This window comes from Blastomonas ursincola, from assembly GCF_013607875.1.
Classification (GTDB): Bacteria; Pseudomonadota; Alphaproteobacteria; order Sphingomonadales; family Sphingomonadaceae; genus Blastomonas; species Blastomonas ursincola.
In genome coordinates this window covers 133,054-155,485 of sequence record NZ_VDES01000001.1, presented here as the reverse complement: position 1 = coordinate 155,485, position 22,432 = coordinate 133,054, and the positions used below count along the sequence as shown (strand labels likewise).

Below are 22,432 nucleotides of genomic sequence, written 5' to 3'. Positions count from 1 at the left end.
CGGTTACTTGGGGGCCAGCATGTCAATCCTCGGCCAGCACAAGTCCATGCTTCTTCTGGCCCAGGCTCACCTTGTCACCGGCTTTAACCATGAATTCAAAGGATTGCACCTTCTCGCCATTAACCCTGACGGCGCCTTCCTCGATCTTGCGCTTGGCTTCCTTGTTCGATGCGGTGAAGCCCAGCGCGGTGTTCGCCTGGACGATCGACATCCCTTCGGCGGGAACGCGGATGCTGGGCAGATCGCCGCCTGCCTGGCCCTGTTCGAAGGTCGCGCGTGCGGTTTCCGCCGCAGCTTGCGCAGCTTCGGTGCCGCGGCACATGGCGGTCGCCGCGTCCGCCAGCACTTTCTTGGCCTCGTTGATTTCCGAACCCTGCAGCGCTTCGAGCCTTGCGATCTCGTCGAGCGGCAGGTCGGTGAACAGGCGCAGGAACCTGCCGACATCGGCATCCTGGGTGTTGCGCCAGAACTGCCAGTAATCATAAGCGGGCAGCGCATCCTCGTTCAGCCAGACCGCGCCTTTTTCGGTCTTGCCCATCTTGCCGCCGTCGGCGAGCGTAATCAGCGGCGTGGTGACGCCATAGACCTCGGTTCCATCGACACGGCGTGCCAGCTCGATGCCGTTAACGATATTTCCCCATTGATCCGACCCACCCATCTGCAGCCGGCAACCGACGCGGCGCGACAGTTCGAGAAAATCATAGGCCTGGAGTATCATGTAGTTGAACTCGAGAAAGCTCAGCGACTGTTCGCGGTCGAGCCTGAGCTTCACCGAATCGAAGCTCAGCATCCGGTTGATCGAGAAATGCTGGCCGATGTCGCGCAGGAACGGGATATATTCCAGCTTGTCGAGCCATTCGGCATTGTCGACCATGATCGCATCGGTGGGGCCGTCCCCGAAGGTCAGGAAGCGCTCGAACACGCGCTTGATCGAGGCGACATTCGACGCGATCGTGTCGGTGGTCAGCAGCCGCCGCGCCTCGTCCTTGAAGCTGGGGTCGCCGATCTTGCCGGTGCCGCCGCCCATGACGACGATCGGCTTGTGCCCGGTCTGCTGCAGGCGGCGCAGCAGCATGATCTGCACCAGCGACCCGACATGCAGCGACGGCGCGGTCGGATCGAAGCCGATATAGCCGGGTACGACCTGCTTCGTCGCCAGCGCGTCGAGCGCGGCCGCATCGGTCAGCTGGTGGATATAGCCGCGCGCATCGAGCAGGCGGAGCAGATCGGAGGAATATTGGCTCATGATGGCGGCGCGCTTAGCATCGATGGCGGCGCGGGAAAAGCGGGTCTGTCACGCCTGAACAGGGTCGCAGCGCGCATCGTCGCACGGGATGATCTCGAACGTGCAATGCGAGAGCAGCGGCATCTCGCCGAGCAGCGCGCGATAATGCGCGGGCGGACGCGGGAAATGCGTGGCTAGCGAGACAATCAGCGCAAGATGCCCCGTTCCCACCTGCCAGAGGTGAAGATCGACGACACGATTGTCGGCATCCGCCTCTATCCGCTGGCGGATCTGCTTGGCAATGGCCGGGTTGGCTTCCATGTCGAGCAGCACGCGCGACGACTGGCGCACCAGCCCTGCCGCCCACCACAGGATGACGACCGCGCCGACGATCCCCATCAGCGGATCGAGCCAGGCCAGGCCCAGCCACAAGCCGCCGCCCAGCGCGACCAGCGCCAGCACCGATGTCAGCGCATCGGTGAGAACATGCACATAGGCGGCACGCAGATTGTGGTCATGATGATGGGCGTGATGCGCATGATCGTGGTGGTCGTGATCGTGGCCGTCATGCCCGTACTCGTGGCCATGATGGTGCTCGTGCCCGCCGAGCAGGAAGGCGCTCGCCACATTGACCGCGAGGCCGATCACCGTGACGACGATGGCGGCGCGATAGTCGATCGCTACCGGATCGAGCAGCCGATGCCCCGATTCCCAGACCATAAGCAGCGCAACGACGCCGAGCAGCAGTGCGCTGCCGAATGCGGTGAGCGATCCAACCTTGCCGGTGCCCATCGAGAAGCGCCGGTCATCGGCATGGGTGCGCGCAAAATGATAGGCAAATCCTGCAAGACCCAGCGCCGCGACATGGCTGCCCATGTGCCAGCCATCGGCAAGCAGCGCCATCGATCCGGTCCACCAGCCGCCGACAATCTCCGCGACCATCGTGACCGCCGTCAGCGCGACGACATACCAGGTGCGACGCTCGCTCTCGTCGGCGCGGGCCCCGGCAAAGACATGATCGTGCGTCAGTTTCTCGAGCGCGGCATCGTGATGCATGGCGACAGTTCCGCAGATGACAGGGGTTTGGCCGGATATGCTTTCCGGCTTGTCTGCTCAAAGTGTCAGCAGCGGGCGCTCAGCGCAAGAGCGATGCAGTCAATCCTCGGCCAGAGCCTTGAGAAGCGCGCGTTCGAGCGGGTCGAGCGCGCCGTCGGCCTCGACCATCGCCTGCAGCCAGCTGTCCTCTTCCGCGCTGATGCCTTCGACTGTGACCGGCAATGGCGTCGCTGCCGCGGGCCGGGCAGGGGCATCGCCCAGCGACTGGAACATGCGTCCGAAAAAGCTGCCCATGCCGGCCTTGGTGTCGGCCATGAACGCATGCAGGCGCACCGCATCCTCCCGGCTCAGCGCACGGAAGCGCTGGTCGGTCATCAGATGCAGCCGCATCGCCTGGACGAACAGCGTCTGCCATTCGGGCGCGTTCTGGCCGGCAAGCGTGGCATCCTTGATCGCAAACAGCAGTTCGGCCTCTTCGCGGCTGATATGCGCAGGCGCCTGGCCTCCGGTCGCGTAGAGCACGCGGCGGAGCAGCCGCACCTCGGTGGTGCCGATGCTGCCCGGCGTCAGACCGCCGCCGCATCGCGTTGGGCCTTCGCCGTTCAGAACGGCGGAGCGGATCTGGTCGAGCGCATAGCGCTTCAGGCGTTCGGGCGCGTTCTCGGCCTTTTCCACCACCTTCACCAGCAGTTCGAGCTCGGCTAGCGTGTCGACCCGGCCGTCCTGATCGATCGCCGCGATCAGCCAGTCGGCATTCTCGTCGCTGACATAGCCGCGCGGCTCGGCCTGCTCGACGACATAGGCGGTGATGGCCTCGACGAAGAAGTCGACCCATTCGCTGCTCGGCGCGCTGCTGGCACGGTTGAGTTCGAACAGGATGGCGGCCTCGTTCGCGCTGATCCGGCCATCGGGCCACACGACGCGGCGCAGGGCGAGCGTCTCGTCCGGCCCGAGCGCGCGGCTTTGGGCGATCATCGCGGATACATCGTCGAGCGGTTTGGTCATGGGTCTTGCGCTGCCTGCTGCCTTGATTGGCAACAGGATTAGCCCACAAGCCTTAAGACCGGGTAATCATCGGTCGGCGGCGATTAGTGCTGGCGCGGCGGCAGCGGGAAGAAGGATGAGGTGCGCGCGATATAGTCGGCATAATCGGGGCGCGTCTTCTTCAAACCGCGTTCCAGCATCGCGGCGCCGCTCCATTTGACCAGGGTGAAATTGAGGAACAGCGGCCCGACCAGGCTGGCGAGCGCCACGTCCCAGCCGGTCGAGGCAGCGACCAGCCAGATGCCCCACCAGGTGCACGCGTCGCCGAAATAATTGGGATGGCGGGTATAACGCCACAGGCCGGTATTGAGCACCTTGCCCTTGTTGGCCGGGTTCGCACGGAATGTCTCGAGCTGCGCATCGCCAATGGTCTCGAATGCGATTCCGATCACCGCGACAATCGCGCCGACAAGGGCGAGCGCGCTTATCTCTCCTCCGCGCCAGATGCCGGCCTGCGCGGGCAGGCAGACCATGAACAGCAGCGGTCCCTGAAGCAGGAAGACCTGCAGCAGCGCGGTCTTGGCAAAGCTCCAGCCCTTTTTGTCCTTCGCCGAAGCGATGATCTTGGCATAGCGCGGATCCACGCCATTGCGCCGCCAGCGCACGAACAGGTGAAGCCCCAGCCGCAGTCCCCAGATCGCGGTCAGGGCAAGCAGCATCACCGCCACGGGCGAGGCCGCGCCGCTCAGCCAGAAGGTGGCGGCGGCCAGCAGCACCATGCCCATCGGCCAGACCGCGTCGATGAACGATACGTCCTTGATCGCCACGGCGACGCCCCACAGCACGATCATGACGCCGAAGATCAGTACCAGATTGTGCAGCAACAGGGGGATGGCGTCGGTCACGGGGCTCACAGGCGGCTGTCCTTGATGATGTCGGTGCCCGCGCGGTCGGGGTGGCGCGGGGTCACGCTCTTGTAGAATTCCATGATCTTCTTCATGTCCTCGGCATAATCGCCGGTGGGCATGATCGCGGGGCCCAGTCCGCCGACCTTGCGGCCATAGTCCATGAGCCCGCAGACCAGCGGCACGCGCGCGGCGAGCGCGATCTGGTAGAAGCCGGTGCGCCACTGGCGGACGCTCCCGCGCGTGCCTTCGGGCGCTATGGTCAGCATGAACTCGTCGCGCCGCGCAAATTCCTCGACCATTTGCTGCACCTGGCCGCGATTGTAGCTGCGCTCGACCGGCACGCCGCCCATGTCGCGCATGAACCGCCCCAGCGGCCAGCGGAACAGCGAGGTCTTGGCCATGAAATGCGCCTTGATGCCGAGATCGCCGGTCAGGCCGAGGAAGTAGAGGAAATCCCAGTTGCTGGTGTGCGGCGCGGCGATGATGACGAAGCGGCGCGGCTCGGGCACCACGCCCTCGGCGCGCCAGCCGTGGCTGCGATAGAGCAGCAGCAGCAACCGGCGCACGATGCGGGAAAGAAGCGTAGGCGGACGGTCATCGGTGCGCGGTGGCCAAGCGTCGTGCTGGATGTCCATGATCGTATGTGCCTGCCCCCAGTGCTGAACCTGTGCCAGCTACGGGGCAAACACTGCATAAGATGCGGCAGGCTGGCAAATGTTATTGCGCCGATCTGGCGGGGTTATCCGTCAATCAAGCTCTCCAATCGCGCAATCAGCCTGGCACTGTCGCCTCGCACGACCAATTGCTTGGCGCGGCCGGTAGCGCCGGATTGCACCGTCACGTCGCGTTTGCGAACTTGCAAAGCCGTGCTGATCAGCGCGATCAGTTCTGCATTGGCGGCTCCGTCGACAGGCGGCGCAGCGATCCGAAGATGCAAGACCGGCCGCCCATCTGCGTCCTGACCGACGCCCGCCACCATGCTGCGGCTGGCGCGCGGCGTCGCTCGCACGAACAGCAAGACCCCGCCCGGCACGGTGCGCCAGGGCGGGGTCTTGTGATCTTGCGAAGCTTTGGACGCAGACAGGGGTGTCAACCCTTGGTTGCGGCGATCCAGCGGTTGATCTTCGCTTCCAGCACGCTCATCGGCAGCGCGCCAGTGTTCAGAACCTGGTCGTGGAACTCGCGCGGGTCGAATTTCGGGCCCAGTTCCTTTTCGGCCTTGGCCTTCAGCCGCTGGATCGTGAGCGCGCCGATCTTGTAGGCCAGTGCCTGGCTGGGGATCGCGATATAGCGTTCGACCTCGGCGGTCGCGTCGGTCTCGCCCATCGACGAATTGTCGAGCATGTACTTGATCGCCTGTTCGCGGGTCCATCCCTTCGAATGGATGCCGCTGTCGACCACCAGCCGCATCGCACGCAGCATCTCGTCGTCGAGATGACCGAAGCGCTGGTACGGGTCCTTGAACAGGCCCATGGGGTAGCCGAGCTTTTCGGCATAAAGCGCCCAGCCTTCGGCATAGGCGGTGTTGCCGCCGAAGCGCATGAATGCCGGGAGAGCCTCGTTTTCCTGTGCCAGGCTGATCTGGAAATGATGGCCCGGCGCGCCCTCGTGCAGATACAAGGTGGTCATTCCGGGGGTGGTACGGCTCGGGAGGTCATAGGCGTTGAAATAGAAGATCCCCGGACGCGAACCATCAGGATTGCCCGACTGATAGCTGCCACCCGCCTCGAACTTCTCGCGGAATTCCTCATAGGGGCGGATTTCGAGCGGGGTCTTGGGCAGCACCTTGAACTGGGTCGAAATGACCGCATCGACCTTCTTGCCGATATCGTAATAGCCCTGGGTCAGCGCCTCGCGCGTCGGCATCTTGAACTTCGGATCGGTGCGCAGATAGTTGAAGAATTCCGGCAGCGTGCCCTTGAAGCCGACCTCGGTCTTGATCGCCTCCATCTCGGTCAGGATGCGTGCGACTTCGCTCAGCCCCAGATTGTGCACCTCGTCCGCAGTCAGGGGCAGGGTGGTGGTCTGCTCGATCAGATAGGCATATAGCTTGTCGCCGCCCTTCATGTACTTGAGGCCCACGCCCTCGCGCGCATCCTTGAGATAGTCATTGGCGAGATAATCGCGCAGCCGCTTGTAGGCTGGGTAGATCTCGTCGGTGATCGTCTTGGCGTAGGCTTCGGTAAAACGTGCCTTGTCGGCCTCGCTGAAATCGGCCGGGAACTGCTTGGTCGGGCCGAAATACGGCGATTCCTCGGGCTTCTGCGCCAGCTGGGTATCCAGCTGCTCGATCACGTTGCGGATCGTCAGCTTGGTTTCGACCACGCCCGATGCCTGGCCCTGCTTGAAACGCTCGATCGAACGGTCGAGGAGAATCACGAACTCCTTGTGACGCTTCAGATTGTTCTCGTAGTCGGTGACCGTCTTGAACGGCGCAGTCCCCGTGCCCGATGCGAAATTCGGGTAGAAGGTGTGGAAGCCGAAAAAGTGGTTGATCGGCCGGACTACCGTCAGCGGCAGATAGTCGGCGGACAGACCCTTGATCGTATCCTTCTGGTTGCGCTCGAAAATGTCATAGGCCAGCTGATTGGTTGCGGTCAGCTTGGCCCGATCAATCTTCGCCAGCGCCGCCAGATTGTCCTCGGCCGCCTTGCGCTCGCCATCGAAATAGGCGTCGGTGACATAGTCTCCGAGCCGATCGGCATAGCGCGTATCGCCGCGGAACAGCCCGTTGAGCGGGTTGCGCTTCAGGCTCGCTTCGTCGTCGGCGGCGAACAGTGCGGTCAGCCGCGCATCCTCCGATTGCGGGGCAGCCTGGGTCGCGTTTTGCGCGAGCACGGGCGTGGTTGCGAGCGGCGCGGCAAGCGCGGCGCTGGCCAGCAGCAGCATGGTCTGGCGGAAGGATGGCATGTGAAGGAATTCCCCGTTTGAATGAGCGCGCCATTCGTCCCTGACTTGGGACGCGAGCGTATACGATGCCGCTAACATGCGATTAATCGTGCGGCAATCGTGCCGTTATCCGCTGGTCGAACCGGGGCTGGCGTTCGTGGAAAGCCAGCACGGAAAAGCGCGATGAATTGATGCGATCGATTAACATGGATCAACTTATCGATGAAACTTTATGCCAGGCCAATGGTTTGATGTCCCAGAAGCCGACCTCATTGGCCCGGCCCCCAAGAAGATGACAACGCTATCACCATGACTGCCCGTATCCTCATCATTGAAGACGAATTCCTCGTCGCGCTCGACATGCAGGTCGGGCTGGAGGATGCTGGATACGAGGTTATCGGCGTCGGCGATGACTGGAAGTCGGCGATGCGCTTGGCTGAGCGGGCGCCCACCATCGCCCTGGTCGATATCAACCTGTGCGATGGTGCCACCGGCCCGTCGATCGGCGCCTGGCTCGGCAAGGAGATTGGCTGCACGGTCATCTTCGTGACGGCCAACCCGCGCCAGATCGACGTCCCGATCCCCGGCGCGCTCGGCGTGATGATCAAGCCCGCAGACAGCCGACAGGTCGTTGAAGCCGTGGATTTTGCGCTCGCCGCGCGCGATGGCGGGCCGACGCCGACGCCGCCTGCGGGACTGACGCTGCTTTCTCACTGATATCCGTCGGCGGCGGCGCCCCAGGCGTCGCAGCTCAGACCGGCGCTCCCTCGGCGCGCTTCAGCCTGCCAGCCGAAACGCGCATGTCGACGCGCAGCCCCTGGGGCAGCCAGTGACGCTCGATCGATCCGGCAAGCTGCTGCGTGATCGCAAGCTGGACGAGGCGCGTTCCAAACCCGGTCGCTTCCGGCCCGCCCGCCACTGTTGGCCCATCCGTCTCGATCCAGCTGATCGAGACCATATCGTCTTCCTGCGCGACCTGGATCGCTACCGAACCTGTGACCGATGACAAGGCACCATATTTCGCGGAATTGGTCGCCAGCTCATGAAATACCAGCGCTATGGGAGTGGCGCTCCGGTCGTCGATTTCAGGGTCGTCGCCGCGGATTGTCAGCCGTCCTTCGCCCAGAGCGGGATAGGCCGCCAGGATTTCGGTGAGCAAGCCGCTGAGCGAGGATTCGATGGTGACAGGGCGCGACTGTTCGCTGTGCGGGCGGGCGAATTCGTGCGCGCGCCCCAGCGCGGCGATCCGATCCTGCAATTCTGAAGCCATCGGCCGCATTTCCGGATTCTGCCGCGCCGACATGCCGATCAGCCCGTTGATGACCGCAAAGATATTCTTGATCCGGTGGCTCAGTTCCCGGCTGAGCACCTCGTTTTCCTCGGCGATCATCTTGGATTGATGGATATCGGTGCAGGTTCCGATCCAGCGGACGATCTCGCCCTTGGCATTGCGCAACGGGAGCGCGCGGCCCAGCGTCCAGCGATATTCGCCGCTATGGTGGCGCAGCCTATAGTTCACCTCATAGGGTTCGCCGGTGGCCAGCGAATGCCGCCAGATGCTCCACGCATGGTCCTGGTCGTCGGGATGGAACATGCCGTTCCAGCCCTCGCCGTCGGTCGATCCGGCGGGAACGCCGGTGAACTCGTACCAGCGTGCATTGTAATAGTCGTGATAGCCATCGGGCAGGGTCGACCACACCATCTGCGGCATCGCGTCTGTGAGGATGCGGAACGCGGAGTTCATCCGTTGCAGCGTGTCGCGCGCATCGACGACCCCGTTCTCGCCGTCGTCAGCGCCGTTGGCGCGTGTAACCTTGAAGGCCTGGGCGAGAAAGTCGAGTTCAGACATCGATCAGCTTTCTAGCGGACCGACCCGCCAAAGTGCAATTTGGGCGCCTCGACTATCCTCGAGGCGATGGGAACCAGCTGGAATCGAGCGCACTAAAGCGATCTACGAACCGTGCGAGCTCGATCAGCTTCGGCTCGTCAACCAATGTGACGGTGCTCCGGTTCCGCGTGATCAGTTTTTCTTCGGTCATCTGCCGGATCAGCCGATTGACGTGCACCTGGGTGAGTCCGACGGCATCGCCGAGGTCGCTCTGGGTCAGGGGAATGCGGATCACCGGATTGTGCTGCCCGCTGACCGCGCGCATCCGCGCGGCGATCGACAGGAACAGGTTGGCAAGCCGTGCCTTGCCCTCGCTGCGACCCAGGGCGCGCAACCGGTCGTACAGGTCGATGCTTTCCATCTGGCTGATCGAGAAGAACAAGGCGGCAAGGCGCGGATGCTCGGTGAATGTCTCGCCCAGCGCGCGGCGCGGGAAGCGGCATACCACCATGTCGGTCGCCGCGACGATGCTCGAGGGCGCATCGCGAAACGCGATGCCCGATGCGCCGATCATGTCGCCCGAAAAATGAAAGCGCAGGATCTGGCGCTTGCCCGTCGGCAAACGGCTTTCCGACAGTGCCCAGCCCTGATGCACGATCAGCAGCTCGGAAAGATCATCGCCTTCCTGCCACAGCATGCTGCCCGACGGATAGTCGCGAGGCTCGCGCTCGAGGCTGGCGACGGCCTTTTTCTCGGTGGGGGTAAGATCAAGATAACGGTTCAGCCGGACAACGAAACAACTGTCTGACATGGTCGGGCTCCTGCAGATAGGGGCGTCCAGCCGACCCGCCGAACCGCCCCGTCAATTCCACCTGGTCTCATACTCGGCACGCGTGCTTTTAGGCGTGCAGCAACAAATATCCAGCAAAATCAATTTATTAACATATGTTATATTTGCTATGACTCCCGCAAAGACCAGTTACGCGCCAGCGGGGCAAATGATCCTGCAAATCAGCCATTGCGTGTCGCGATCAATTCCATAGACTTGACGCAAACGTAAATTCACAAACGAGAGGATCGCTTGCCCATGCTCACCGAGAGCCCGACCAGCCCCGTCGCCGCCAGCCACAGCTGGAGCGCGCCGGAAGGCTGGCCCGCCCTGTCGCTGAAACAGATCGAGGCGATGCTGTGCGCGCCGGGACAGCCATTCGAGATGGAAACGGTCGAGGTCGAGGGCGTGTCGACGCGTTGCTGGAAGAACGCTCCGCCAAGCCTGGCCGCGTTGGCCCAGATCGCGCGCAGCCATGGCGATAAGACCTTCCTGATCTATGAGGGCGAGCGGGTCAGCTACGATGCCTGGTTCCGTGCCACCGCGACGCTGGCGCAGCATCTCACCGCCGCGGGCATCGGCAAGGGCGATCGCGTGGCGCTGGCGATGCGCAACCTGCCCGAATGGCCGGTGGCGTTCTTTGCGATCGTCAGCATCGGCGCGATCGCGGTGCCGCTCAACGCCTGGTGGACCGGGCAGGAGCTGGCGTACGGCCTCAAGGACTCGGGCGCGAAGCTGCTGATCGCCGATGCCGAGCGGCTGGACCGGATCGCACCGCATCTCGGCGAACTGGACGCGCTCGAAGCCATGCTGATCAGCCGCAGCCTGGGCGAACTGGCACATGGGGCCAAGGCGCTGGAAGATGTCATCGGCGCGCCGCCCGCTTATGCCGAGCTGGCCCCCGCCGAGCTTCCGCCTGTCGAAATCGCGCCCGACGATGCGGCGACGATCTTCTACACATCGGGCACCACCGGCAATCCCAAGGGTGCGCTCGGCAGCCATCGCAACATGACGACCAATATCCTCACTACCGCCTATGCCGGGGTGCGTTCATCGCTGCGCCGGGGCGAGGCGCCGCCCGCGCCCGAACCGGCGGTGCTGCTCACCGTCATCCCGCTGTTCCATGTCACCGCGTGCAGCGCGGGCATGACCGGGGTGATGTTCGCCGGATCAACGCTGGTGTTCATGCACAAATGGGATGCAACGCGTGCGCTGGAAATCATCGAACGCGAGAAAGTGACGGCGACCGGCGGTGTGCCGACCATCGCCTGGCAGTTGATCGAGCACCCGGACCGCGACAAGTACGACCTCAGCTCGCTCAAGTCGATTTCCTATGGCGGCGCGCCGTCCGCGCCCGAACTCGTGCGCAAGATCCGTGAAGTCTTCGGCGCGCTGCCCGGCAATGGCTGGGGCATGACCGAGACGATGGCGACGGTTACTAGCCATACGGCCGAGGACTATCTCAACCGTCCCGACAGCTGCGGCCCCGCCGTGCCGGTGAGCGACCTCAGGATCATGGACGCCGATGGCCAGACCGAACTGCCGGTGGGGCAGGTTGGCGAGCTATGGGCGCGCGGGCCACAGATCGTGAAGGGTTACTGGAACAAGCCCGAGGCGACCGCGGCGACCTTTGTCGATGGCTGGGTGCGCACAGGTGACCTCGCGCGGCTCGACGAGGAGGGCTTCTGCTATATCGTAGATCGCGCCAAGGACATGATCATCCGCGGCGGCGAGAATATCTATTCGTCCGAGGTCGAGAACGTGCTCTACGATCACCCCGCCGTCACCGACGCAGCGCTCATCGGCCTTCCGCACCGCACCCTGGGCGAGGAGCCGGCGGCGGTGGTGCATCTGGCTCCCGGCGCCGAGGCCAGCGAGGCTGAGCTTCAGGCCTGGGTGCGCGAACGCCTCGCCGCGTTCAAGGTGCCGGTGCGGATCGTGTTCTGTGCGGAGACGCTGCCGCGCAATGCCAATGGCAAGATCCTCAAGAAGGACCTCGCGGGGCTGTTCGGCTGACCCGGCACGCGGCGCGCCGGGTCCGTTCGGCGCGCCAGCGGCTCAGGCGAACACGTCGGCCAACTCGTCGGTGCTCGCCCCCTCCTTGACCGCGCGCAGCTCGATATAGGCCGATGCCACCAACGCCGAGGCGAAGGCGATGTTGATCGCGCTGCTGAGCACAGTGGCGATCATCTCCACGACCGGCCCGAACTGGGCGATCAGCCCCAGCGGCAGCGATACCGCGATGTTGAAGAAAAAGAGAATGATGATGAGCAGCAGCAGCCGAAGCCGCGAACCTGCGGTGAGCCTGCGGCTGCGTCCAAGCGCCGCGAACACCCCTATCGGCTCGACGACCTTGGCTGGAATGGCAACCATCCACATCAGGGAAAGGTAGGTGAACGCGATCATGCCGATTAGGACGAGTCCGAGCATGGTGAAGAACATGGAGGTTGCGCCAGCGAAATTCTGATCACTGACGAGTTTCAAACTGAACCCGAATACCGGCATGGTAATCACGCCAGCAATCAGAATGAAGCTGGCAATGACGACAAAGCCCAAGCCAAACAATCCGGGCAATTTGCGGACAGCCTGAGCTATGCAATTTGCCAGCGAACTGGGCTGCCTGGCGAGATCCTGCGCGGCGACAAGCATCAACAGAGCTTGCAGGAACCCGTAAACGGCAAGCATTGCCAGCGCATAGCCGAACACGATGGCATAAGCGGTCGACGTACCGTTAAAATTGCCGAAATCGGTCTCGAGACCGAAAAGCGATCTGATCGCCACACTCGGCACGCCGAACAGCAGGAGGGGAAAACCGAAGAAAACCAGCGCATGACGCCCGAGCAGACCAAAACTGTTGGTGATGACGTTGGCGATACTGATCTTCTCTGCGGTTCCTGCCATATGCCCCGTTTCCGTTTCTGGTCGTTTCGCCCCCGACCGATTCCCGGTCAAGTCAAGGCCACCGTAACAGCCGCGATGCCAAGGTCCATAGCCTGCGGGCCATTGAAATCATCTTGCCCCCATGACCCGCTTCTGCGATCAAACCGGCGTGAGCGCTGGCCCTGTCCTTACTGCACCCCGCCGCGAGGGTTTCGATGCGGCCTATGAGCAGGTGCGCGGCGATGGCGGCATCCAGTTCACGCCGAAATTCGCCAAGCCTGTCGACCCGCCGCCCGACTGGCTGACCCAGTTCCAGAAATGGCTGGCTGAAATACTGGGGCCAGTCGCCAGGTTTCTCGACGCGATCTGGCCGTGGCTGGAAAAGCTGCTGCTCGTGGCGCTGCTGGCGGGCGTGCTGGTGCTGCTCTGGGTGATCCTGGCCCCCTATATTGCCGACTGGCGCGAGCGGCAGGGTGAGCCGGGCGAACAATGGGTGCCCGATCGCGAGAAGGCGCGCGCGCTGCTCGAGGAGGCCGACCGGCTGGCTGCAGAAGGCCGCTTCGACGAGGCCGCGCATCTGCTGCTCTACCGTTCGATCGAGGATATTGCCGAGAAACGGCCCGACCTGCTGCGCCCTTCGACCACTACACGCGAGATCGGCGCGTTCGATGCGCTGTCGCAGCGCGCCCGCCAGGCGTTTGGTGTGATCGCGGGCCATGTCGAGGCGAGCTTCTTTGCGCGGCGTCCGCTCGATCGCAGCGCGTGGGACAGCTCGCGCGAGGCCTATCGCTCCTTTGCGCTGGATGGCGGCTGAGATGGCGGCGGAAACCAGCCCGAACCCGTTTGCCCGCGGCGCAGTGCTGCTGATGTTCGCCATCGGTTTTGCAGCATTCATCGCGCTGCTCTACGCGCTCGGCGCGGGGGGTGCGCTCAGATCGGCCAATAACGGCCAGGCGCATGGCGCATCGTCGAGCCTGGTCGGCTATTCGGCGCTGGCGCATCTGCTCGAAAAGACCGGCACCAGGGTCAGCTATGGCCGCAACCCTGCCGCGCTGTCGCAGCAGGATCTGCTGATCGTCACGCCGCAACTGGGCAGCGATCCGGAAGAATTGCAGGCCATGGTGGAACAGCGCGCGTTCACCGGGCCGACGATCATCATCCTGCCCAAATGGCAGGTAACCCCGCTCCAGGGGCTGGAACAGGGCTGGGTGCAGCTCGAATCCCCGTATCTGGCGCTACAGGCACCGCAGATTCTCTCGCGGCTGGTCACCGCCAAGACGCGGCTGGAGGGCGTCGACAACCGTTTCGCATCGATGCTGTTCGAACAGCCTGAAAATGCCGATCAGAAAAAGGCCATGCTCAAACAGGCGCTGAAATCGCGCGTGACGATCAGCGGTGACAGACTGACGACCGTGCTGGCCGACAGCCGCACCGGCGCGGCGCGCGTGGCGCTGATCCAGGATGGCGGCTGGTATCCCTCGCTCGATCCCGATGCGCCCGATGAAGCGCCGCAAGCGCCCGGCGTCCAGCAGGGGCGCTATCCGGTGGTCATCGTCGCCGATGCGGACCTGATGAACAATCTGGGCCTCGCCAACCGCAAGACGGCCGAGCTGGCGCTGAACATCATCGATTCGGCCTGGTCCGGCGGTGGGGAGGGCGTGGTGTTCGACCTGACCCAGAACGGGCTGGGCGCCTCGGAAAACCTGCTGTCGGTGGCGTTTCGTCCGCCCTTTGTCGGCGCGGTGGCGAGCCTGGTGCTGGCAGCGATCGCCTTTGCCTGGATGGCGTTCTTCCGCTTCGGCCCGCCGCTCTCCGAAGAACGGCCGTTCGGCTTCGGCAAGTCCGCGCTCGTCAAGGGCAGCGCCGGGCTGGTGCGGCGCCTGGGGCGCGAGCATCTGATCGGGCCCGCCTATGCCGACCTGCTGCGTGATCGGGCGGCGCGCGCGCTCGGCCTGCCGCCGTCGCTGCCGGTCGATGAGATCGACGCGCGGCTCGCTTTGGTGCCCGCCGATGAGAGCGGGCGCAGCTATGATGCGCTGCTGAACGACATGCGCAGCGCGCGCGACCGCCCCGCCATCGCGGCGGCGGCGCGCGCGCTGCATGGATGGAAAAAGGAACGGATGGGATGAACTTGGCCGAAATCAACGCATTGGGGGACCGCATCCGCGCCGAAATGGCCAAGGCGATCATCGGGCAGGACGAGATCGTCGACCATTTGCTGATCGCATTGTTCTCTAACGGCCATGTGCTGCTCGAAGGGCCTCCGGGCACGGCCAAGACCTTCATGGCGCAGTGCTTTGCCGCGTGCCTGTCGCTCGATTACGGGCGCATCCAGTTCACGCCCGATCTGATGCCGGGCGATATTGTAGGTTCCAACCTGTTCAACTTCCAGACCAGTCAGTTCACGCTGACGCGCGGGCCGATCTTCACCGATCTGCTGCTGGCCGACGAGATCAACCGCACCCCGCCCAAGACGCAGGCCGCGCTGCTGGAAGCGATGCAGGAACGCAGCGTCACGCTCGATGGCACGCGCCATGCGCTGTCCTCGCACTTCATGGTGGTGGCAACGCAAAACCCGATCGAGCAGCAGGGGGTGTACCCGCTGCCCGAGGCGCAGCTCGACCGCTTCCTGTTCAAGCTGCTGGTCGGTTATCCCGATGCGGACGAAGAGGCGCGCATCGTCGCCGAATATGGCAAGCGCAGCGGCGCCCAGCGGCCCGCAGCCTTCGCGATCCAGCCGCAGGTCACGCCCGACGAGCTGAGCGCCGCGCGTGCGGCGGTCAACGAGGTCAAGCTGGTCGACGAGGTGGTCGCCTATATCGTGCGGCTCGTCCGGGCGACGCGCGAGACTGCCGATTTCGAAAGCGGGGCTTCCCCTCGCGCGGCGATCATGCTCGCCAATGCCGCCCGCGCGCGCGCGGCGCTGCAGGGGCGCGACTATGTGATCCCCGATGACGTCAAGCAGCTGGCCGCTTCGGTGCTGCGTCATCGCACCTTGCTGTCGCCCGCCGCCGAGATTGAAGGTCGCCGCGTCGAGACGATCGTCGCCGATCTGGTCGAACGCACCGAGGCGCCGCGTTGATCGGAGCCTATCCCACCCTGCGCGCGGGCCTGCTGATCGCGGGCGGGGCGCCGCTGGCGATTCTGCTGGCGGCGTTCGCGCCCGGGTTGTGGGCGCTCGGCCCGGCCTGGTCGGGCGCGGTGCTGCTGCTCGCGCTGCTCGATGCGCTGATCGCGGGCAAGGCACGGCATGTGGAACTGATCGTGCCGGCGAGCAGCGAACTGGGTAGCGATGTGCGCATCGCGATCGAAGCGGAGCTGGCCGCGCAGGTGCCGATCGCGCGCGCCGAGGCGAGCCTGGCGGTCACAAGCCGCATCGTTCCGGTCGGCAGGAGCGTTGCAAGTTTGCAAAGATCGGGTCCGGAGGCTGCTCTGCGCGGCGAATTCGCACTGTCGCCGGTGCGTCGCGGCGCGCTGGAGATCGAGCGGCTGTGGCTGCGCTGGCAAGGGCCGCTGGGCCTTGGCTGGCGGCAGGACATGCGGCAGAGCGGCGAGAGCATCGCCATCCTGCCCAACATCGCGGCGGTGCGCGCGCCGGCTTTGCAAGTTTTCATCAAGGAGGCGATCTACGGCATCCTGGGGCGCCAGATCCGCGGCGAGGGCAGCGAGTTCGAGGCGCTGGTCGAATATCAGCCCGGCTTCGATCGCCGCACGATCGACTGGAAGAGCTCGGCGCGCCATTCCAAGCTGCTGGCGCGCGAATATGATACCGAGCGTAACAACCAGATCGTCTTTGCGCTCGATAGCGGGTCGGACATGTGCGAGCCGGTTGCGGGCCTGCCACGCATCGACCGCGCGGTTTCGGCGGCGCTGCTGACCAGCTATGTCGCATTGAAAGCGGGCGATCAGGTGCGGTTGTTTTCCTTCGCCGCGCGGCCCGAGCGCGCCACACCCTTCGTTTCGGGCAGCCGCAATTTCTTCCGGCTCCAGTCCGAGGCGGCGGGGATCGATTATCGCTTCGAGGAGAGCAACTACACGCTGGCGCTCTCGACCCTGGCCGCGCAACTGCAGCGGCGCTCGCTGATCGTGGTGTTCACCGATTTCACCGATCCGACCAGCGCGGAACTGATGCTCGAATCGGTCGGGCGGCTGATCGACCGGCACCTGCTGCTGTTCGTCGCGATGGAGGACGAGGAGCTGCTTTCGATCGTCGATCAGGCTCCCGCGACCAGCGAGAAGGTGGGTGAGAGCGTCGCCGCCGCCAGCCTGTTGGCGCAGCGGCGCCTGGTCATCACGCGGCTGCGGCACATGGGCATCGAGGTGATCGAGGGGCGGCATGACGAGATCGGTACGCGGCTGATGAACGCCTATCTCAAGATCAAGCGCCGGGGGCAGCTATGAGCGAGGCGGTATTGCAGTCCTCCGGCGAACAGGCGGTGGCCGCCGCCGTGCTGCGCAGCGACCGCTTCCGGCTGGAACGCGAGGGCGACTGGCAGAGGCTCGATGCGATGGTCACGGCGATGGAAAAGGGCAAGCTCCGCAAGCTGTCCGACGACGACGTCCTGGCGCTGCCAGTGCTCTACCGCAACCTGCTGTCCAGCCTGTCGATCGCGCGCGAAAGCTCGCTCGACGCCGGGCTGATCGCCTATCTCGAATCGCTGACGCTGCGTGCCTATTTCATGGTCTATGGCACCCGCACCAGCCTTGGCGGTTGGTGCCGCAGCTTCTTCGGTGGTGGGCTCAGCCGCGCTGTGCGAGCCATCTGGCCAGACCTGCTGGTTGCACTGGCAGCGATGGTGGCAGGTGCCGTGCTCGGCTTCTTCCTCGTCGATGCCGATACCGACTGGTATTTCCGGCTTGTCCCGGCACAGTTCAGCGATGTCCGCGTGCCTGGAGCATCGCGCGAGGCGCTGCTGAGCACGCTGTTCGGTGAGACCGATGGCGATGGCCTGGGGGTGTTTGCCGCCTATCTGTTCAGCAATAACGCGCAGGTGGCCATCATGGCCTTCGCGCTAGGGTTCGCGTTCGGCGTGCCGTCGATCCTCTTGCTCGTCTACAACATGGTCGGGCTCGGCGCGATGGTCTGGCTGTTCGCCTCGCGCGGGCTTGCGGTCGAGTTCATCGGCTGGCTGTCGATCCATGGCACGACCGAATTGCTGGCGATCCTGCTCGCCGGGGCGGCGGGGCTGCATATCGGCCGTGCTCTCGGATTTCCCGGGCAGCGCAGCCATATGGCGGCGCTCAGCCAGGCGGGGCGTACTGCTGCGCAAGTCATGGCGGGTGTCGTGGTGATGCTGATCTGCGCCGGTTTGCTCGAGGGCTTTGGCCGCCAGCTGATCCAGTCGACGGCAATCCGCTATGCCATCGGCTATGGTATCCTGGCGCTGTGGCTCGCCTATTTCTTCGCATTCCGCCCGAGGCGGTCCTGATGGTGCGCGCTGCCGATCTGGGCCGGACGCGGGGCAGGGATGCGAGGCTTCAGCGCACCCTGATCACGCCCGAGGGCGTCGCGCTCGATGTCCAGGTGGCATCGGCGAGCGCGCGTGCGGGGGCGCTGTTGATCGATCTGGCCGCTCTGTTCGGGATGTATATCGCCTTCATCCTGGCACTGGTGCTGACTGTCTGGATGTTCGAACGCGCCAATCTGCCATCCATACCCGACAGCATCGGCGGTTTTCTCGTGGTGCTGTTCATCATCGGCACGTTTTTGGCGCGCAACGCCTATTTCCTGTATTTCGAACTGGGCCAGCGCGCGGCGACCTGGGGCAAGCGCGCACTGGGCATTCGCGTCGCTGTGCGCGATGGCGGGCGGCTGACGGCAGAGGCGGTGATCGCGCGCAACCTGCTCCGCGATATCGAGCTGTTCCTGCCGGTGATGTTCATGACGTCGAGCGGAATTCAGGGCTCGCTTAGCGAGTTCGCGGCCTGGGCGGGGCTGTTCTGGGTCGGCAGTTTCGCGCTGTTCCCGCTGCTCAACAAGGATCGGCTGCGCTGCGGCGACCTGATCGCGGGAACCTGGGTGGTGCAGGCGCCAAAGGCGCAGCTGGCGGGGCTGGTGGCGACAGGGGTGCCCGAAAATGACCTGATCGCAGCGCTACCTTCTGATCGCTATCGGTTCACCGAAGCCGAGCTTGCGGTTTATGGCGAATATGAGCTGCAGACGCTGGAGCAGGTGCTGCGGACGGCCAATGCCGAGTCGATGCAGGCGGTTGCGGCGACGATTTGCGGCAAGATCGGCTGGACCCGGCCGATAGGCGACGAGCGCGCTTTTCTGGAGGCCTATTACACGCAATTGCGCGCCCGGCTGGAACGCGGCATGCGTTTCGGCCGAAGGCGCGCGGACAAGAACAGCTGATGCAGTGCGGGCGTCAGGCGGCGCCAAGCAGCCCGGTGACCTGCTCTGCCGTGGGCGGGCGCAAGGTCCGCATCGCCTGTTCGGGATCACCCAGCATCGACTTGGCGACCTGACGTGCGAAATCGTCAAGCTTTTGCGGGAGCTCGGCAGCCGCTGCGGCCTTGGCAAGGCTCTCCATCGCGCCGCTGGGCGCGGTGGGGCGGTTGATCAGATTGATGACGCCGTCGTTCACCGGCCGTGCGGGGGCAGGGTCGGTGTTGCGCGGCGCGACATCATTCGCCTGATAGTTCGGACGGATGTAGACCGTTCGCATCGTCGGCGAGCCTGGGGGGTCTGAATTGTTGATCATGGCACGGGGGTCCTGATAGTTTTTCAGGCTGAAGATGCCATGGCCGGCGTTAAGGCGGGCTTGAAGAAACTGGCATGCGCCGCGTTAAGCATATCGCAAAGCCTGGGGGCTATGCCCGACCCGCCGAGAGTCTTGCCCAGGCAAGGTCCGCGAACTCGCACAATAACGGCCGCGTGTCGCGCGGATCAATGATATCCTCAATAGAAAAATGCTCGGCGCTGCGGAACGGGCTGCGCACCTTGTTGAGCCGGGCGCGGATCGCCGCAAGATGCGCCTGCGGATCGGCGCTCGCTTCAAGCTCGGACTTGTAGGCGACCTCGACCCCGCCCTCGATCGGCAGCGATCCCCAGTCGCCGCTGGGCCAGGCAAAGCGATACTGGAAGCGTTCGGCATTCGACATGGCCGAACCCGCGATGCCATAGGCACGGCGGACGATGACCGAGGCGAGCGGCACCCGCGCACGATAAATGGCGTTCATCGCGTTGACGCCATAACGGATCGTCCCCGCGCGCTCGGCATCGGCACCGATCATGAAGCCGGGATTGTCGACCAGATGGACGATCGGCAGGCGGAACTGATCGGCCAGCTTGACGAAACGTTCGGCCTTTTCGCTGGTCCTGGCCTCCCAGGAACCGCCCAGATAGCTGGGATCGCTTGCCAGCACCGCGACCGGCCAGCCATTGAGGCGCGCAAACGCGGTGATGACCGCGCGGCCCCAGCGGCGGCCCATTTCGAACACGCTGCCGTGGTCGAACACCTGCGCCAGCACGCGGCGCATCGCATAGACCTGGCCCGGATCGCGTGGAACGGCGGAGAGCAGCGCCTCTTCGCGCCGATCGACCGGATCGGCGCACGGCATGCGCGCTGCCAGGCGGTCGATCGAGGAAGGAAGATAGCTGAGGAAACGCCGCGCGACGGCAAAGGCTTCGGCCTCGTTCGCCACCTCCTCGTCGACCACGCCGTTGCGGCAATGGATCTCCGTGCCGCCCAGCTGCTCCTTGTCGACCGTCTCGCCGATCGCGGCAGCGACCGCCGGACCAGCGGCGAAGAGCTGGGACAGACCCTTGACCATCACCGAATAATGGCTGGCTACCGTCCGCGCCGCGCCCAAGCCAGCGGTCGGGCCGAGCGCCAGTGCGACCACCGGCACCGTTTCCAGATTGGTGACGATATGCTCCCAACCCGGCACCATCGGCACATAGGTGTAACCCATGGTCTCGAGCGTCTTGACCGATCCGCCGCCGCCGGTGCCGTCGATCATGCGCACCAGCGGCAGGCGCAGTTCGTGCGCCATGGCCTCGCACTGGACGAACTTGCGGTGCAGCGCCGCATCGGCAGCTCCGCCGCGCACGGTAAAGTCGTCGGCGCTGGCGACAATCGCGCGGCCATCGATATCGCCGCGCCCGAAGATGAAATTGGAAGGGGCAAGGTCGATCAGGTCGCCATTTTCGTCGTAACTGCCGCGCCCGGCGATCTTGCCGATCTCGCGAAAACTGCCCGGATCGAGCAGCGCGTCTATCCGCGCGCGCGCATCCATCTTGCCGCGCGCGTGCTGCCGCGCGACCTTGTCTTCCCCGCCCATTTTCTCGGCCAGCGCACGGCGCCGGGCAAGCTCGTCGATCTCTTCCTGCCAACTCATGGGGGGAACGCTAGCGCGCCAACCCCCGCCGGTCACGCACGAATATCAGCCCTTTTTCTTGGCCATCGACTGGACTGCGCCGAGCGTCAGCTTGACATGATCGCGATAGTCCATGTCGTCGTGGACGAAGGTCACGCGGCCGTTGGGAGCAACGACCATGCTGGTGCGTCCGGTCATGTTCGGACGCCCGGCAAGACCGACGCCATAGGCCTGGATCATCGCGGGCGTGGCTTGGGCGACGGTGAACTTGCTCTGACAGGCCTCGGTCGAGAATTTCTTGAGCTCTTCGATGCCATCCGCCGACAGGCCGATCACGGTTGCGCCCGCCTTCCTGAAATCGTCCATGCGGGTTGCGAACTCATGCGCTTCGGCGGTGCAGCCGCTGGTGAACGCCTTAGGAAAGAAATACAGGACAACCGGGCCCTTTTTCAGCTCGCTGGCGAGGCTCAGCTTGTAGGCCTTGCCCGCCTTGGCACCGGTGGTTGTGAACATCGGGGCCTTGCCGCCGATGGCGATCTTGCCTGCATCCGCGGCCAGGGCAGGGGCTTCGGCCAGCAGGGCGACCGGGCCAGCGGCGAGAGCGAGGGCGGAAAGCGAGAGTGCAAATGCGCGCATGTCGAAAAACCCTTTTGATCGTGATGGCGGCAACTTAGGGAGCATGTGCCGAGTTTCCACCCGGTCAGGAAAATTCGCGTGCAATATCCTCGGGACCCGGGCCGGCGAGCTTGCGATAGATGCCGGCATAGACGCACACCATCAGCACGGTCAGCAGCATACTGATCACCGCGTCGACCAGGGTAACCAGCGTTCCGGCAATTTCGCCGTCGAGCGCCAGCCGGATGACGATGCCGAACACCGTTACGCTGGTGATATAGACGAAGAATGCTGTGACCGCGACGACCAGCAGGAAGATCAGGATGCGCCCGCTATTGTTCTTGGTGAGCGCCCAGGACCGGCGCATCGGCGCTATGATCGTGTGAGCGCGCTCGGCCACCATCACCGGTCCTGCGACGATCAGCTTCACGAAGATGTAGATGCCCGGCAGAATGAATGCCAGCGAGCCCAGAAACGTCAGCACGCCGCTCAGCACGCCCATCGCATAATAAGGCAAGATGATCGAAAATGCCCGCCGCATCGCCTCGCTGACGCTGGGGCGACTGGGATCGAGCATCAGCACGAGCATGACGATGGTGGCAAAGCCGTTCAACAGCCCGATCAGGATGATCCAGCCGAAATTCCCCTGGTAGAAGCTTTGCATGTTCGCATAGATCGTCGTCAGATCCGCATCGGGCGGGCTTTGCGGCGGCGGCACGAACATGGCAAAAGCCAGGCCGGGCAGCAGGATGAACACGCCCGCCACGCTGAGCAGCAGTTCGCGATGCGTGCGGAAAAGCTGCATCACGTCGTTCCAGCACCCGGAAAGATCGAGTTTGCGTGTCATGGCGGGATTGGCCTCACTGGCTAAAGCGACTGGATTGCGCTGACATTTG

At 64.3% G+C, this 22,432-nt stretch carries 21 protein-coding genes and 1 pseudogene; 8 read left to right on the top strand and 14 right to left on the bottom strand.

The features are described from left to right. Positions 1 to 22: 22 nt before the first annotated feature. The 7 genes from tyrS to FG486_RS00815 all read right to left on the bottom strand — a co-directional run bounded on the left by tyrS (position 23) and on the right by FG486_RS00815 (position 7,083). On the bottom strand, positions 23 to 1,246 hold the full coding sequence (tyrS, locus tag FG486_RS00845) for a tyrosine--tRNA ligase (protein ID WP_181266080.1): 1,224 nt from the start codon (positions 1,244 to 1,246) through the stop codon (positions 23 to 25). A gap of 48 nt (positions 1,247 to 1,294) precedes the next feature. Further along, positions 1,295 to 2,281 carry a CDF family Co(II)/Ni(II) efflux transporter DmeF gene (gene dmeF / locus FG486_RS00840; RefSeq protein ID WP_181266079.1) on the bottom strand — a complete coding sequence of 329 codons (987 nt, stop codon included), beginning with the start codon at positions 2,279 to 2,281 and terminating at the stop codon, positions 1,295 to 1,297. Positions 2,282 to 2,380: 99 nt separating this feature from the next. Further along, the gene (locus FG486_RS00835) at positions 2,381 to 3,286 is read right to left on the bottom strand and encodes a hypothetical protein (protein WP_181266078.1); all 906 of its coding nucleotides are present in this window, start codon (positions 3,284 to 3,286) and stop codon (positions 2,381 to 2,383) included. 83 nt (positions 3,287 to 3,369) lie between these two features. Then, entirely contained in the window at positions 3,370 to 4,179 is an 810-nt protein-coding gene (locus FG486_RS00830) for a DUF1295 domain-containing protein (RefSeq protein ID WP_338401562.1), read from the bottom strand. Continuing rightward, the gene (locus tag FG486_RS00825; protein ID WP_066275510.1) at positions 4,176 to 4,808 is read right to left on the bottom strand and encodes a lysophospholipid acyltransferase family protein; all 633 of its coding nucleotides are present in this window, start codon (positions 4,806 to 4,808) and stop codon (positions 4,176 to 4,178) included. Before FG486_RS00825 ends, FG486_RS00830 begins: the two co-directional genes overlap by 4 nt. 104 nt (positions 4,809 to 4,912) lie before the next feature. Beyond that, positions 4,913 to 5,191, bottom strand: coding sequence for a DUF167 domain-containing protein (locus tag FG486_RS00820; RefSeq protein WP_241695542.1), 279 nt, complete (start codon positions 5,189 to 5,191; stop codon positions 4,913 to 4,915). Positions 5,192 to 5,262: 71 nt separating this feature from the next. Beyond that, positions 5,263 to 7,083: a DUF885 domain-containing protein gene (locus FG486_RS00815; RefSeq protein WP_181266077.1), complete on the bottom strand. Its 1,821-nt coding sequence runs from the start codon at positions 7,081 to 7,083 to the stop codon at positions 5,263 to 5,265. 288 nt (positions 7,084 to 7,371) lie between these two features. Here FG486_RS00815 and FG486_RS00810 point away from each other — a divergent pair, with 288 nt between their 5' ends. Further along, entirely contained in the window at positions 7,372 to 7,779 is a 408-nt protein-coding gene (locus FG486_RS00810) for a response regulator (RefSeq protein WP_066275519.1), read from the top strand. Between the two features lie 34 nt (positions 7,780 to 7,813). On the opposite strand, the pseudogene FG486_RS00805 reads toward FG486_RS00810, so the two are convergent. Continuing rightward, a pseudogene (locus tag FG486_RS00805) lies at positions 7,814 to 8,794 on the bottom strand (sensor histidine kinase); the annotation flags it as partial. A gap of 169 nt (positions 8,795 to 8,963) precedes the next feature. Beyond that, positions 8,964 to 9,701 (bottom strand): Crp/Fnr family transcriptional regulator, encoded by a 738-nt coding sequence (locus tag FG486_RS00800; protein ID WP_066275528.1) that lies wholly within the window; start codon positions 9,699 to 9,701, stop codon positions 8,964 to 8,966. Positions 9,702 to 9,977: 276 nt separating this feature from the next. On the opposite strand from FG486_RS00800, the gene FG486_RS00795 reads away from it, so the two are divergent. Beyond that, entirely contained in the window at positions 9,978 to 11,735 is a 1,758-nt protein-coding gene (locus tag FG486_RS00795) for a class I adenylate-forming enzyme family protein (RefSeq protein ID WP_181266804.1), read from the top strand. A 42-nt stretch (positions 11,736 to 11,777) separates the two neighbouring features. On the opposite strand, the gene FG486_RS00790 is transcribed toward FG486_RS00795, so the two are convergent. Further along, positions 11,778 to 12,620 carry a hypothetical protein gene (locus FG486_RS00790; protein ID WP_181266075.1) on the bottom strand — a complete coding sequence of 281 codons (843 nt, stop codon included), beginning with the start codon at positions 12,618 to 12,620 and terminating at the stop codon, positions 11,778 to 11,780. 148 nt (positions 12,621 to 12,768) lie between these two features. Here FG486_RS00790 and FG486_RS00785 point away from each other — a divergent pair, with 148 nt between their 5' ends. The 6 genes from FG486_RS00785 to FG486_RS00760 are packed head-to-tail and all read left to right on the top strand — an operon-like array spanning position 12,769 to position 18,954. After that, positions 12,769 to 13,413 (top strand): hypothetical protein, encoded by a 645-nt coding sequence (locus tag FG486_RS00785; protein WP_181266074.1) that lies wholly within the window; start codon positions 12,769 to 12,771, stop codon positions 13,411 to 13,413. Between the two features lies 1 nt (position 13,414). Continuing rightward, a complete protein-coding gene (locus FG486_RS00780; protein WP_181266073.1) occupies positions 13,415 to 14,728 on the top strand; it encodes a DUF4350 domain-containing protein in 1,314 nt (437 codons plus the stop codon). Then, positions 14,725 to 15,681, top strand: a complete 957-nt coding sequence (locus FG486_RS00775; protein ID WP_181266072.1) for an AAA family ATPase — start codon at positions 14,725 to 14,727, stop codon at positions 15,679 to 15,681. Before FG486_RS00780 ends, FG486_RS00775 begins: the two co-directional genes overlap by 4 nt. Beyond that, positions 15,678 to 17,000: a DUF58 domain-containing protein gene (locus FG486_RS00770; RefSeq protein WP_181266071.1), complete on the top strand. Its 1,323-nt coding sequence runs from the start codon at positions 15,678 to 15,680 to the stop codon at positions 16,998 to 17,000. Before FG486_RS00775 ends, FG486_RS00770 begins: the two co-directional genes overlap by 4 nt. Next, positions 16,997 to 18,028 (top strand): stage II sporulation protein M, encoded by a 1,032-nt coding sequence (locus tag FG486_RS00765; RefSeq protein ID WP_181266070.1) that lies wholly within the window; start codon positions 16,997 to 16,999, stop codon positions 18,026 to 18,028. The genes FG486_RS00770 and FG486_RS00765 overlap by 4 nt, the downstream gene beginning before the upstream one ends. Beyond that, on the top strand, positions 18,028 to 18,954 hold the full coding sequence (locus FG486_RS00760; RefSeq protein ID WP_181266069.1) for an RDD family protein: 927 nt from the start codon (positions 18,028 to 18,030) through the stop codon (positions 18,952 to 18,954). The genes FG486_RS00765 and FG486_RS00760 overlap by 1 nt, the downstream gene beginning before the upstream one ends. 13 nt (positions 18,955 to 18,967) lie before the next feature. Here FG486_RS00760 and FG486_RS00755 read toward each other — a convergent pair whose 3' ends face one another. The 4 genes from FG486_RS00755 to FG486_RS00740 all read right to left on the bottom strand — a co-directional run bounded on the left by FG486_RS00755 (position 18,968) and on the right by FG486_RS00740 (position 22,383). Beyond that, the gene (locus tag FG486_RS00755; RefSeq protein WP_206678350.1) at positions 18,968 to 19,267 is read right to left on the bottom strand and encodes a hypothetical protein; all 300 of its coding nucleotides are present in this window, start codon (positions 19,265 to 19,267) and stop codon (positions 18,968 to 18,970) included. A 145-nt stretch (positions 19,268 to 19,412) separates the two neighbouring features. After that, entirely contained in the window at positions 19,413 to 20,942 is a 1,530-nt protein-coding gene (locus FG486_RS00750) for an acyl-CoA carboxylase subunit beta (RefSeq protein ID WP_181266068.1), read from the bottom strand. A 45-nt stretch (positions 20,943 to 20,987) separates the two neighbouring features. Further along, positions 20,988 to 21,557, bottom strand: coding sequence for a peroxiredoxin (locus FG486_RS00745; RefSeq protein WP_066281724.1), 570 nt, complete (start codon positions 21,555 to 21,557; stop codon positions 20,988 to 20,990). Between the two features lie 64 nt (positions 21,558 to 21,621). Continuing rightward, complete coding sequence (locus FG486_RS00740; protein ID WP_181266067.1) at positions 21,622 to 22,383, bottom strand: glycerophosphoryl diester phosphodiesterase membrane domain-containing protein; 762 nt, start codon at positions 22,381 to 22,383, stop codon at positions 21,622 to 21,624. Between the last annotated feature and the right edge of the window lie 49 nt (positions 22,384 to 22,432).